The sequence below is a fragment of the Megalodesulfovibrio paquesii genome, from assembly GCF_054653055.1.
In genome coordinates, this window is sequence record NZ_BAAIGQ010000007.1 from 39258 (window position 1) to 52754 (window position 13497).

Genomic DNA, 13497 nt, shown 5'->3' on the forward strand with positions numbered 1-13497 from the left:
GGGGCTCCTGCCGGCGGCGTTGTTGTCTGGCGTCCGGCGGGGAGCGCCATCAGGGAGTGCGTGATGCTGCTGCCGCAGGGGGATGGGCATGCAACAGTCCTGGGTGCGTGATGCAATACATCTCGCAGTTGCTGACGGGTTGAGAGTGTGCCATGATGCGCGGTAGATTGATACGCCTTGGTAACGCGCCGGGTGCAGTGGGCAAGGAGCGTGCATGCGAATGCTGTGGGTGTTTGAGCGGGTAGTACAATTCCTGCGCACGGAGCTATGGAACAGCGAAACCGCCTTGCCCGGCCCGGCGTGGGTGCTGCTTGTTGCTGCGCGGTGGCTGTACATCCTGTGGAACAGCATTGCCAAGGACCATCTGTTGCTGCGTGCGTCGGCCCTGACGTATGCGACCATTCTGTCCATTGTGCCTTTTTTGGCAGTGGCCTTCTCGGTGCTCAAGGGCTTTGACTTCCAGCGCACCGCATTCATCAACGACATTCTGCTGCGGGTGTTCGCCGGCCGCGAGGCTGTGGTCCAGAACATTATCGACTACATAGACAAAACCAACGTCAAGACCCTGGGCGTCATCGGCGTGGGCTTTTTGTTTGTGACCGTGGTGGGGCTGCTGTCCAACGTGGAAGGGACGTTCAACACCATCTGGGGCGCGCCGCGCAGCCGTCCGCTGGTGCGCAAGGTGGCGGACTATCTCTCCGTAAGCTGCATCTTCCCGGTGCTCATGGTCATGGCGGCGAGCCTGTCCACCACGTTTCAGAGCACCTCTGTCATGCAGCATCTGTTGCAAAACGAGATCATCAGCCTGTTTTATTACAACCTGCTCAAGCTTACCCCCATAGTCAGCGTGTGGGTGGCTTTGAGTTTTCTGTACAGTTATCTTCCAAATACGCATGTACGGATGTGGCCAGCTGTTTTTGGCGGGATGGTGGCGGGCACGTTATGGCTGCTGGCGCAGTGGGCCTATGTGCATTTTCAATTTGGAACGGCCAATTACAACGCCATTTACGGAAGTTTTGCCCAGCTTCCGCTGTTTTTGGTGTGGGTTTACATAAGCTGGGTGATAGTATTGCTTGGGGCGGAGATGAGTTTTGCGTTTCAGCATTACAAGTCCTTCGTGCGTGAGGCGCGTTTCAAGCGCATCAGTCAGGGGGAGCGCAAGGCCGTGGCCCTGGCTTGTCTGGTGGCGCTGGCCCGCTCGCAGGAGGATCGCAACGCCCCGCCCTCACTGGAGGATTTGGCCGCTGCTGCCTGCGTGTCCCCAAACATTGTACTGGAGGTACTGGCCGTGCTGGCCGGGGCCAATCTGGTGGCCGCGGTGGAGTCTGTGGGGGCGGACCGGGAAGATCGGTACGGGCTCATCAAGTCCGCCCGGTCCGTCACCGTGGCCGAGGTGCTGGCGGTCATGGATGATGCCGGTCGGGCTGGCGTGCTGCGGGAGTTGGCCATGAACAGTCCTGTGCTGGAGGCTACCCTGACCCGGCTGACCAAAACCCTTGCCAGCAGCGAGGGCAACGTCTCGCTGGCCGTGCTGGCCTGGGAGTCGCAGGCCGAGCCGCCGGGCACTGTCACAGAGTTGTGACACTCTCCTGGTACAGGTGACCCAATCCCATCGGGCGGTGGCGCGCAGGTCTGCCGCGGCAGAGGCTCCATGCAGAAAGGTCGTTGTTCAGGGCGAATCGCCCGGCGTGTTCCCGTGGTCTGGGCTTGCGTGCTGTGGTGTCTTGCGTGCGGAGCGGCCCTGGCCCAACCGGTGGAGGAGCAGAGGGGGCCGGCCCCTGCAATGGCGTCTTCATCCCGCCCCCTGCGGGTGGTGCTGGAAAGCGCCAGAGCCCCCTTCTCCAGCAGAGACGATCAGGGCCGCCCCAACGGGCTGGCTGTAGATTTCTGGGAGCGGTGGAGTCGGCATGCCGGCGTCCCGCTCTCCATTGCCGTCCTGCCCCTGTACGACGCGTTGCAGGCTGTCCGACAGGGCCGCGCCGACGCCATTCTTGAATTCGCCCATGACGGCAAGGCCCCGCACGGCCTTCGGCTGGGTCCCTCCTATGCCTCCTTGCCCCTCACGCTGTTTTTTTCCCGCAAGCTCCATGGCATCAGTGACCTGCAGGATCTTGAAGGCTTGCGCGTGGGGGTGGTGGCGGCCTCGGCCGAAGCCGACATCCTGGCCGAGCGCCTGCCCTTTGGAACGGTGCTCGTTTCGTACCCGACCACCGAGGCCCTGGTGGCGGGCGCGTCCCTGGGCGAGGTGCATGCCTTTTTGGCGCCGGAAACCGTTGCGGCGCATTACCTGGCCATGAGCGGGGGGCTGGATGCCTTTCTGCAGCTGCGCGAGCCTGCCCTGATTCTGCAGGTGGCCGTGGCTGTGGCCGATAACGCGGACAGCGCGAACGTCCCGCCGCCGGCAGCCCTGCAGCCGTTGCTGCGCACCATGGACGACGCCATGCTCCTGGAGCGACGCGGCATAGAGCTGGCCTGGCGCGGGGAGCGACTGGCCAGGGAACTGCCTTGGCGCTCGCTGGGCGCGGCGGTGCTGGTCCTGCTGCTGCTGGTGGTGGGTGTGCTTCTGTGGAACCGGCAGCTGCAGCGGCGGGTTCGCCTAGCCACAAAGGAACTGCTGGCGCTGAACACCATACTGCAAGAGGAAATACGCACCCGGCGCAACGCGGAAGATGAGCTGGCCAGCCTGAACAGGTTGCTGGAGTTCCGCATTGTGGAACGGACCAAGGCCCTTGGGGAAAAGGCCGCGGAGCTGCAACGCGCCAATGACCGCCTGCGGCGTATGGACGAGGCCAAAACGGCGTTTCTGGCCGCCGTGTCCCACGAACTGCGCACCCCGTTGACCTCCCTGCGCGGGTTTTCCAAGCTCATTCGCAAGGATTTTGAGAAGTTCGTGCTGCCTGGTCTGGCCCAGGCTCCGGACACCCTGGCCCGGGCTGGACGCATTCTGAGCAATCTTGCCATCATGGACGCCGAGGGGGACCGGCTGACCCGGCTGATCAACGACTATCTGGATCTGGCCCGCATCGAGGCAGGCACCATGCCCTGGCGAGACGAGGCGATTTCCCCCGGCGACTGTGTGCAGCGGGCGGTGCAGGCAGTGGCAGGGCATTTTGCGGAAAAGACGCATCTGGATCTGCACGTGGAAACCGCTTCGGATCTGCCGGACCTGCACGTGGATCCTGATCGTCTGGAGCAGGTGCTCATCAACCTGCTGTCCAATGCCATCAAATTCACCGCACAGGGGCATGTGTGGCTGCGGACCAGCGCACGGATCACGGCAGAGGGTGAACGCGTGGTCCGGTTTGCCGTGCAGGACACGGGAATCGGCATTCCCGAGGCAGATCGGGAGCGCATTTTCGACAAGTTCGAGCGGCTGCTTCCCGAGGATACCTTGCAGTCCTCCCTGGCCGTGGGCGCCGGGCTGGGGTTGTCCATCTGCAAGCAGATTGTGGAGAACTATGGCGGCCGAATCTGGGTGGAGGGAGAACGGGGCAGTAATTTTATTGTGGAAATTCCAGTGAATCCGCCGGATTTTGCAACCCGGGAGGCCCAGGGATGAGCAGAGCGCTTGCCTGTTGCTGCATGGTGTGTCTGGTGGTGATCTGGTGGCCCGGGGCCGCGGGGGGGCAGGCTGCGTCCGCAGAGGGGACAGCGCGGATCTGGCGGTTCGGCATCACGGATCTTGTCGGGTTGGAGCAGGCCAGGGAGGAGTGGGGCGCCTTTGCGCGCACCCTGGCAGAGCGGGCCGGCATTGCCCTGGAGTTTGTACCCATGACCCGCCGCGATGATGCACTGCGTGGGTTTGCGGACAAAACACTGGATCTGGCCCTCACCGGGCCGGCAGAGTACGTGGTGCTGCGCAAGCGGACCAATGCCACGGTGTTGCTCGGATTTTCCAGGCCGGACTACTTCAGCGTGCTGGTGACCATGGCCGACGGCGCAATTCGCACCGTGGCGGATCTCAAGGGTCGAAAGGTGGCGTTTGGTCCGGTGGGGTCCACGTCGGGCCACCTGGCACCCATGGGACTTTTGAAGGATCTTGGTCTCGATCCGCTGCGGGATATCTCGGCCGTGCACGGCGCTCCCAAAGCGGGGTGGGAGGCCTTCCTTCGCGGTGATGCAGCGGCCTTTGCCGCGTCAGACACGGCCTTCCGGCAGCTTCGGGAGGCGGAACCCCTGCTGGGGCCAGGGAATTTTCGTGTGCTGGCCCGCAGCGGCGACCTGCCGGGCGATCTGCTCATGGTCGGCGCGCACCTGCCGGCGCAAGATGTCCAGCTGCTCCGCGATGCACTGCTGGCGCATGAGGCCGCGCTGAGTGAAGCCATCCTTTCTCATCCGGGCAATGCCAAATACAAGGGCATGCGCCTGCTGCGCTCCATGCAGGACAGCGATTACAATGCCATCCGGGCCATGTACGGCGCAGTGGGCTTCCCGGCCTATGCGGATTTTCTGAAGTAACAGGCAAGATGCGCCTGCCCCGAACATGGAGGCAGGCGCATCTTGGGGCATGGAATGCTTCTGATTGCGAGGCCGCCCACGCAGGGTGGGGCGAGCCTACTGTGGCGTTTCCGCCCGGTTGACGGCTAAGTCCAGGAGCCGGGGGATATCCAGGATCAGGGAGATGGTGCCATCGCCGTTGATGGTGGTGCCGGAAATGAACGCCACGTGCTTGTACATCTCGTCCAGGCTTTTGATGACGGCCTGCTGGCGACCGACGACGCGGTCCACGGCCAGACCAATTTCCGTGCCGTCCACCTCAGCCACCACCACCCGTTCGAAATCCGGCTGCGGATCGGTGATCTTGAAGAGCTGCCTGAGGCTGATGCATGGCAGCATCTTGCCCATGCGTTCGACAATATCCACCACCTTGGCGGACTCCTGGACACTGCGTTCCTGAAAACCCCGCAGGGCGGTCAGGGGCACGATGTACGTGCCCTTGCCGATGCCGACGCAGAAGCCGTCGATGATGGCCAGCGTCAGGGGCAGGCGGATGGTCAGGGTCAGGCCCTGGCCCACCTCGCTTTCAATTTCCACCGTGCCGCGCAGGGCGTCGATGGAGCGTTTGACCACGTCCATGCCCACACCGCGGCCGGAAAGGTCGGAAACCTTGTCCGCCGTGGAGAAGCCGGGCTCGAAGATCATGTTCAGGATTTCGCGCCGGTCCGGTTCGGCATCCGGGGCAAGCAGGCCCTTGGACTGGGCCTTGCGCTTGATCTTTTCCGGATCCAGGCCCTTGCCGTCGTCAGAGACGCGGATGACCACCTCGCCGCCGGCGTGGCCGGCCCAGAGCCGCACCGTGCCGCGGGCGGGCTTGCCGGCAGCCTCGCGTTGCTCCTGGGGTTCGATGCCATGGTCCAGGCTGTTGCGCAGGATATGGATCAGGGGGTCTTTGAGTCGGTCGATGACGGTCTTGTCCAGCTCCGTGTCCCCGCCCTCGGCAAAGAATTCCACGTCCTTGCCAAGGGTTGTGCTCACATCCCGCACCAGGCGGCGCAGGTTGCCATAGACCGTGCCGATGGGCAGCATGCGCAGGCCCAGGGCGTTGTCGCGCATTTCGTCGGTCAGGCGTTCCAGATCCTCGGCAATCTGCGCCAGGAAGGCGCGATCCAGGGTCTGGTTCACGGCCTGGCTGAGTCGGGACTGGATGATCACCATCTCCCCGACCATGTTCACCAGCCGGTCCAGGCGGTCGGAGTCCACCCGGATGCTGGCGCTGGGGCTTTGGGCCGGGGTTTGGGCGGCCTTGGCTTTTTCCGGCTGGCGCATGGCCAGCTTCTCTTGCAAAAAGGCCCGCAGAGCCTTGGGGATGGCAGTGACCGGGCCGGCGGTGTCCCTGGCAATGGTGGCCAGGGTCTCCAGGTCGCCCTCGCGCGTTTTGCCATCGCCCACCTTTTCCACCAGCACGGCCTGCCCGTCATCCACGAAGACAAAGACATCGCGGATGGCGTCGATGCCCTTGTCCGTATTGAGGATAACGTCCCAAAAGCCGTGGGGTTGTTCGGGGTCGTGTTCCTCAAAGAAGGCATCTTCTCCGGGATGGTAGGCAAAGGCATGGCGGCCCAGGCAGGACAGTTCCTCCAGCAGGCCCAGGGGGTCGCACCCGGTGAGAAAGGCGCCTGGATCGGGCCGGAAGCGGATCCAGAAGGCCTCCCAGCTGGGGGGGGCACCATTGCCGTTGCTGCCTGATGCGGCGGCGTCGGGAGAGGAGGCTGCTCCGGTCGGTTGCACAATGGCCGACAGTTCGGCCAAGAGGGCATCCGAAGCCATGACCAGACCGGCCCCGGACGGGTCGGCCCTGAGGAGCGCCTGGAGGTGGTCCTTGGCCTTGAGGGTCAGGTTCAGCAGCGCGGGAGTGAGGGGCTGCTCCCCGGCGCGGACCTGATCGAAGGCGGTTTCCAGATCATGGGTGAACCGGACAATCTCCGTAAAGCCGAACATGCCTCCGGAGCCTTTGATGGTGTGCAGGGCGCGGAAGACCCGGGCTATGGTCTGGGAGGCGGTGGGGTCCGTCTCCAGCTCCAGCAGGGCTTCCTCCAGCTCGGCCAGCAGTTCGCGGGCCTCGTCCAGATAGGTTTGAATGGGATCAGTGGCTGGCATGGCACGCTCCTCCCGGGGTGGCGGTGGCGGGCGCTGCATGGGGGTGCGGGCACAGCTCGCCCAGGCCGGTCCAGTGCGCGCCAAAGGCCAGGGCCGCAGGCATGTCCGGCTGCAGGGTCAGGGGAACGCCTTTGGCAGCAAAGCAGCGGCGCGCCGCCAACAGGAGCTCGAAGAAGGCAAGATCCCCCCTGGTCACCTGGGCAAAGCTCAGCGCCACGGCTTCTCCCCGTTGCAGGGCCAGCAACAGGCGTTCCTTGAGGGCGGCCATTTCCGCCACGGTGCAGGCTCCTTCCAGTGCAATCCGCATGAGTACGCTCCTTTGCCCGGCCTCAGGCGGCGGGGAGAGGCTGGGCCTCATCCGCCTGCTCGTGATGGGCTTGCCTGCGCTGACCGTCCAACTCATCCAACGAGAGGATTTCTTCTGTACTGAAGACCTTGCTCGCGTCCAGGATGAGCAGGAAGCGATCATTCTGCCGGCTGATGCCTTTAATGAAATCCACCTTGATGCCCGTGCCCATACGCGGGGGCGGGTCTATCTTGGAAGTTTCCACTTCTAGCACCTCCCGGACCGAGTCCGCAATGGCGCCGATGGCGGCCATGCCATCCCCCCGGGAGACTTCCAGGATGACAATGCGGGTGTTCAGGGTGCGCTCGGCCGCAGGCAGGCCGAACTTCAGGCGCAGATCCACCACGGGAACGGCGCTGCCGCGGACATTGACCACACCGCGCATGTATTCCGGGGTGTGCGGAATGCTGGTGATATCGGTCATGTCCAGAATCTCGCGCACGGACTGAATGTCCAGCGCGAAGTACACGTTGTCCAGGGTCAGGGTCAGCAGCCTGAGGGGGCTGTCTCCTTGCGTTGCAGTCGGTGCGCTCATGGACCATTTCTCCGTAGGGCTGAGGTGCAGCGTGGGGCGTTATTGGTCAGAGCTGAACCGTTCGAAGTGATGATCCTCTTCGTCCCCTTCGTTTGAAGCCAGATCCAGGGAAAAGCCGGATTGCTTGGTGGGCGCAGGACGCCGGGCGGGCGCGGGGGCCGGCTTGCGGGCTGCTGGTTTGGCAGCAGGACGGACAGGCCGCGCGGCCTGGGTCTTGACCGTGCGGGTCATGATTTTGGCGTCGGTGGTGAAGAATTCCATGGCGGACTGGAGCTGCTCGGCCTGGGCGGAGAGTTCTTCGGCCGTGCTGGCCAGTTCTTCGGAGGCCGAGGCGTTCTGCTGGATGACCTGATCCAGCTGCTGCAGGGCCTTGTTCACCTGGCCGGCGCCGGAGTTCTGCTCCTGGCTGGTGGCGGCGATTTCCTGGACCAGATCGGCGGTCTTCTGGATATCCGGAACCAGCTTCTCCAGCAGGGTGCCGGCGCGTTCGGCCACGGCCGTGGAGGTGGAGGAGAGTTTGTTGATTTCCGCCGCAGCCGTCTGGCTGCGTTCGGCCAGCTTGCGCACTTCCGCGGCCACCACGGCAAAACCCTTGCCGTGTTCCCCGGCGCGGGCGGCTTCCACGGCGGCGTTCAGGGCCAGCAGGTCGGTCTGGCGGGCGATTTCCTCGATGATGGAAATCTTGCCGGCAATTTCCTTCATGGCGCGCACGGTGTTGCTCACCGCATCACCGGATTCCTTGGCGTCCTGGGCGGCCTTGGAGGCAATGGAACCGGTCTGGCGGGCGTTTTCGGCGTTCTGATTGATGGAGGAGGACATTTCTTCCATGGAGGAGGAGCACTCTTCCACCGAGGCAGCCTGCTCGGAGGCGCCCTGGGAGAGGGTCTCGGAGCTGGCGCTCATCTGCTCGCTGCCAGAGGCCACGTTTTGCGCGCCCAGCTGCACTTCGCTGACGATCTGGGTCAGCCGCTCGATCATCTCGGCAATGCCGCGCATGAGGGTATCCTGGTCCGAACGCGGCGCCACCTTGACGCGCAGATCCCCCTGGGAGAGCAGCTCCATCTTCTCGGCCACATCATGCTCGGCAGCAGCCACGGCGCGCATGGCCTCGGCCATCTGGCCGATTTCATCTTTCTGATGGATGGTCATCTGTCTGGTCAGATCGCCCACCGCCAGGGACTGCGCAAAGGACACGCATTCCCGCACGCCCTTGGAGATGAGCCGGGAAAGAAACACGCCCATGAACAGCCCCAGCAGCGCGGCAAAGCCGATGGCGCTGTACATGACGTTGCGGGCTTGGATGTAGGCTGATTCCGCTGCTTCGGCGGCGCGCCTGGCCTGCTCACGGTTTTCATCGGTCAGGCCAGACAAGGCGTCGTCCGGCGCATTGCTCAGCGGACCAACCACCTTGAGCATTTGCTGGGCGGCTTCATCCTTGTACCCATTCTGGGCCAATTTTTGCGCTTTCAAGGCTTCGGCATTGTAGGCCTCAAACCCTGCCTTGAATTTGGCGTACAGCTCCTTTTCCTTATCAGACATGACGGCGCTGGTGTATTCCGTCATGGCCTGGTTGAGCCGTTCGAGGTTTGCCTCACCACGCTTGATATACTCCTCCATCGTGGCCTTATCTTCGGCGAGGGTGACGCGATAGTTGTTGCGTCCGTATTTGATGAACTCCGTGTTCGCATCGCCCAGATTGATGATGGGCTTGAGGTTGTTGTCGTAGATGCCCCTGAGCATCTCATTGATGGAGTTCATGCTGCTGGCGCCAATCCAGCCGACGCCTCCCATGAGTATGAGGATGATGATAAAACTGGAGATGAGCCGCGTGCCGATTTTCAAATTATTGAACCATTGCATGGATTGCCCCTTAAGTAGGTGGTTTTCTCCAGACATCAGAACCTCGGACAAAGTCGCAGAGATAGAATATCCAAAGCTTAAAAAATGGAAAGGAGTTTTCGCATTTTTGGAATATTTTCCGTGTCAATTCGGAAATCCAAACAGGTTGACTGAAATAAACGTACAGTTCCGGCTGGTTATTAGATGTATATATTAACAAAATTGGCAATATGCATGGCGCATCCAGCGCACTTCTCTTGCGCGGGTACTGGATTTCGCTGCAACGCACTGCGCCATGGGAGCATCCCCTACGCGCCTTGGTATTGGATGATGGTGAGGCAATTAAGATCGCGACACGGACCACGAAAAACGGGAGGCCTGCGGTGCAGACCTCCCGTTTACTGATCGGCAGCAGGGAAAGCTTACTTAAGTGTAATGCTCTTGGAAGATTCCCACAGCCCGTGGATGTTGCAGAAGGACGAGGCCACCAGCGTGCCGGCGGTCTTGGTCTTCATCTGGAACGTCACGGTATGGTTCGTATACACCGGGCCTTCGTTGGGGCCCTTGGCGCATTCGCCGTGGGCGGTGAACTCGAAGGAGCCGATCTCGTAGCCGAACTTGTCGCCCTCGGGCTTGAAGTAGCAGCGAATCCAGCGGATGTGGTGTTCCGTGGTGTTCGGGTGGGCAATTTCCTTGCCCAGGCTCACGGTGACGGGGAAGAACGTCTCCGCGGCAACGGCATCGTCGCATTCAATCACGGGCACGTGCTTTTCGGTTTTCCAATCCGCAGTCTGAAACATGTCACACATTTTCATGGAAGTGGCCTCCAGTGGTCTGCTGTAGGGTGTGGCTCGGAACAAAGACTCTCCCATCATGCAGGACACGGACGCTTTAGGCAAGGGGGAACAGGCATTTTCCTGGCATGTCATTCCCCCTGGCGGCCTTGAACGCTCAGCCTTCCGGGAACGCGGCAGTTTCCCCGGAGAGACCGAACGCGGCGGAGGCCGGATTCAGATCCAATGTTTCCAGGGATAAAGCTTTGTCCTCCGCAAAGATTCTGGCCACATCCAAAATGAGCAGAAACCGCTCGTTGCGATAACAGATGCCGGTGATGAAATCGGCTTTGGTTCCGGCGCGCATATGCGGCGGGGGATCGATATCCCCTGCCTCCACCTCCAACACTTCCTTGACCGAGTCGGCGATGGCGCCAAAGGCTGCCATGCCACCTTTCCGGGGAACCTCCAGGATGACGATACGGGTGTTGAGGGTGCGTTCCGCCTCGGGCAGGCCGAACTTCAGCCGCAGGTCCACCACGGGAACGGCGCTGCCGCGGACATTGACCACGCCGCGCATGTAGTCCGGTGTGTGCGGAATGCCGGTGATATCCGTCATGTCCAGAATCTCGCGCACGGCGTGGATGTCCAGGCCAAAGTGCACGTTGTCCAGAGTCAGGGTCAGCAGTCTCACGGTGCGGCGCTCCTCCTGCACATTGCGCGAATGCATGGCAATGGGTTCCATCGGCTCCTGGGGCTCCATTCGGCAGGCCTCCCTGTGCTAGCCTGCGCGATAGCGCTCGAAGAGGTCGACATCCACAGGATCGCCGCTCAGTTCCAGATGCATGCCGGTAGGCTGCGTCTGAGCCGCCGCAGGCTTGAGAGAAGCGGTTAGCGCGCGCCCCGTCTCGTTCCCCGTGAGTCTGGCCTTGCCGGGCTTGAGCGATGACGGTTGCACGGTGCGCGCCGTGAGCTTGGCATCGGTAATGAAGAAGTCCATGGCGGCCTGGAGCTGCTCGGCCTGGGCGGAGAGCTCCTCGGCCGTGCTGGCCAGTTCCTCGGAAGCCGAGGCGTTCTGCTGCACCACCTGATCCAGCTGCTGCAGGGCCTTGTTCACCTGGCTGGCGCCGGAGTTCTGCTCCTGGCTGGTGGCGGCGATTTCCTGCACCAGATCGGCCGTTTTTTGAATGTCCGGCACGAGCTTGTCCAGGAGCGAGCCGGCACGTTCGGCCACGGCCGTGGAGGTGGAGGAGAGCTTGTTGATTTCCGCCGCAGCCGTCTGGCTGCGCTCGGCCAGCTTGCGCACTTCCGAGGCCACCACGGCAAAGCCGCGGCCATGCTCCCCGGCCCGGGCGGCCTCCACGGCGGCGTTCAGGGCCAGCAGGTCGGTCTGGCGGGCGATTTCCTCGATGATGGAGATTTTGCCGGCAATTTCCTTCATGGCGCTGACGGTGTTGCTCACCGCATCGCCGGATTCCTTGGCATCCTGGGCGGCCTTGGAGGCTATGGCCCCGGTCTGGCGGGCGTTTTCGGCGTTCTGATTGATGGAGGAGGACATTTCTTCCATGGAAGAAGAACTCTCCTCCACCGCGGCGGCCTGCTCGGAGGCGCCCTGGGAGAGGGATTCCGAGCTGGCGCTCATCTGCTCGCTGCCGGAGGCCACATTCTGCGCGCCCAGCTGCACTTCGCTGACAATCTGGGTCAGCCGCTCGATCATCTCGGCAATGGCGCGCAGGAGGCTGTCCTGCTCGGAACGCGGATTCATTTTGACGCGCAGATCGCCTTCGGAGACCAGTTTCATCTTCTCGGCCACCTCGCGTTCGGCAGCGATGATGGCGGCGATGGCGCGCAGGAGGGTATCGTGCTCGGAACGCGGGGTGACCTCCACAGACAGATTGCCCAGGGAGAGCTGCCCGAGCTTGGCGGCCACATCCTGCTCGGCGGCGGCCACAGCGCGCATGGCCTCGGCCATCTGGCCGATTTCATCCTTTTGGCGGATGGAAATTTCCTTGGTCAGATCGCCCACGGCCAGGGCCTGGGCCACTTCCACGCACTGGCGCACGCCGCGGGAAATGAGCCGGGACAGAAACGAGCCCATGGCCAGCCCCAGGAGCACCGCCACGCCGATGGCCCAGAGCATGAGGGAGCGGGCGTCGAGGTAGGTGGCTTCTGCCGCGGCCGCTGCGTTTTTGGCCTGCTCACTGTTGTTTTCGTTCAGTTCACTCAGGATGGCGTCCGGCTGGACAGTCATGGGGGCGATGACCTTGAGCAGGTACTCAACGGCCTGCTCTTTGTCGCCGGCGTACATCATTTCCCGAAGTTTTTTCACTTCGGCAATCACTGCATCATAGGCCAGCTTGAATTTACCATACAGCGCCTTTTCCGAATCGGAAAGCTCCGTGGCCGAATAGGCCTGAAATGCCTGATCGGCCCGAGCCAGATTGTCATCGGCGCGTTTGATAAATTCTTCCATCTCGCCCCGCTCCCGCGAGATGACCAGACGATAACTGTTCCGGGCGAACTTGATGAACTCTGTATTGGCGTCGCCAAGATACGCGATGGGCTTGAGGTTGTTTTCAAAAATCCCCTTCAGAGCCTCATTGATGGTCTGCATGCTGGAAATGCCCAGCCAACCGACAGCACCCATGAGCGCCAGAATGAGCACGGAACTGGCAATAAGCCGTGTGCCGATTTTAAGGTTGTTGAACCACTGCATGGCTCTCCTCGGTGTTGACGGTTGCCCTCTCGCGTTGCCTGTAGCAATTTGTTTTGCGCACACTGCGCCTGCCGCCTTGACCATTTGCGACTTGTGGCTGCGACTGCCCAAGGAATGGAGTGGAAAACCTGTACTACGCTGTTTCGGGGCCTCCTTTGCTGGCTTGTGTCATGTCTCGCTGATTGTGTAATAACATCCCAACAAGGGGCACGTGTGGGTTGCAGCGGCATTGCCGTCCCCCCGCATAGAAGAGCCTCTTGCATGGAGCGGGAATGCCCTTGAGACGAATAGGCGCTGCGGAATGTCTGCAACGTGTTTCAGGCAATGCCCGTGTTGGGTCTTTTTTGAGACGGCTCGCCGACGGGCGTTCAACACGCCGGCAGCCTGCCCGGGAGGGGAAAGGCAAAAATTACCGAATGGTTGAAGGGGGGTGGGACCATGCTTGCTCTGGATCATGAGGGCGACTGTACCATATGTGATACGCATTGCAAGTGCTCGACTCACATGTGTTCCTGGAGCGAAAATCCTGGGAGTGTTATCCTTGACATAATGAAAACACCTTACGAAGTCGCGAGGTTATGGCTTCGAGGCCAACTCGGGGAGGCTGTTACCAGCAGGGAAAATCTTGCCCGACTCAAAACGAGTAAAGCCACGGCAAATCGCGTATTTACACACGGCAGGGATACGTCGG

General features: G+C 62.0%; 10 protein-coding genes. 3 read left to right on the plus strand and 7 right to left on the minus strand.

Annotated features, from left to right (window positions below; genetic code table 11):
• The first annotated feature begins 214 nt into the window (after positions 1-214).
• From ACYQ00_RS16625 to ACYQ00_RS16635, 3 genes are all read left to right on the plus strand, one after another.
• Positions 215-1582, plus strand: coding sequence for a YhjD/YihY/BrkB family envelope integrity protein (locus ACYQ00_RS16625; protein WP_460033206.1), 1368 nt, complete (start codon positions 215-217; stop codon positions 1580-1582).
• A 201-nt stretch (positions 1583-1783) separates the two neighbouring features.
• On the plus strand, positions 1784-3559 hold the full coding sequence (locus ACYQ00_RS16630; protein ID WP_460033207.1) for a sensor histidine kinase: 1776 nt from the start codon (positions 1784-1786) through the stop codon (positions 3557-3559).
• Positions 3556-4458, plus strand: coding sequence for a PhnD/SsuA/transferrin family substrate-binding protein (locus ACYQ00_RS16635; RefSeq protein ID WP_460033208.1), 903 nt, complete (start codon positions 3556-3558; stop codon positions 4456-4458). Before ACYQ00_RS16630 ends, ACYQ00_RS16635 begins: the two co-directional genes overlap by 4 nt.
• A 96-nt stretch (positions 4459-4554) precedes the next feature.
• Here ACYQ00_RS16635 and ACYQ00_RS16640 read toward each other — a convergent pair whose 3' ends face one another.
• The 7 genes from ACYQ00_RS16640 to ACYQ00_RS16670 form a co-directional block, all read right to left on the minus strand.
• Positions 4555-6597 carry a chemotaxis protein CheA gene (locus tag ACYQ00_RS16640; protein WP_460033209.1) on the minus strand — a complete coding sequence of 681 codons (2043 nt, stop codon included), beginning with the start codon at positions 6595-6597 and terminating at the stop codon, positions 4555-4557.
• Positions 6584-6904, minus strand: a complete 321-nt coding sequence (locus tag ACYQ00_RS16645) for an STAS domain-containing protein (protein WP_460033210.1) — start codon at positions 6902-6904, stop codon at positions 6584-6586. Before ACYQ00_RS16645 ends, ACYQ00_RS16640 begins: the two co-directional genes overlap by 14 nt.
• 22 nt (positions 6905-6926) lie before the next feature.
• Positions 6927-7478 (minus strand): chemotaxis protein CheW, encoded by a 552-nt coding sequence (locus tag ACYQ00_RS16650; RefSeq protein WP_460033211.1) that lies wholly within the window; start codon positions 7476-7478, stop codon positions 6927-6929.
• Between the two features lie 39 nt (positions 7479-7517).
• Entirely contained in the window at positions 7518-9338 is a 1821-nt protein-coding gene (locus ACYQ00_RS16655; RefSeq protein WP_460033212.1) for a methyl-accepting chemotaxis protein, read from the minus strand.
• A gap of 401 nt (positions 9339-9739) precedes the next feature.
• A complete protein-coding gene (locus ACYQ00_RS16660; RefSeq protein ID WP_460033213.1) occupies positions 9740-10132 on the minus strand; it encodes a class II SORL domain-containing protein in 393 nt (130 codons plus the stop codon).
• Between the two features lie 136 nt (positions 10133-10268).
• The gene (locus ACYQ00_RS16665) at positions 10269-10820 is read right to left on the minus strand and encodes a chemotaxis protein CheW (RefSeq protein ID WP_460033214.1); all 552 of its coding nucleotides are present in this window, start codon (positions 10818-10820) and stop codon (positions 10269-10271) included.
• A 51-nt stretch (positions 10821-10871) separates the two neighbouring features.
• Complete coding sequence (locus ACYQ00_RS16670; RefSeq protein ID WP_460033215.1) at positions 10872-12806, minus strand: methyl-accepting chemotaxis protein; 1935 nt, start codon at positions 12804-12806, stop codon at positions 10872-10874.
• Positions 12807-13497 lie beyond the last annotated feature (691 nt).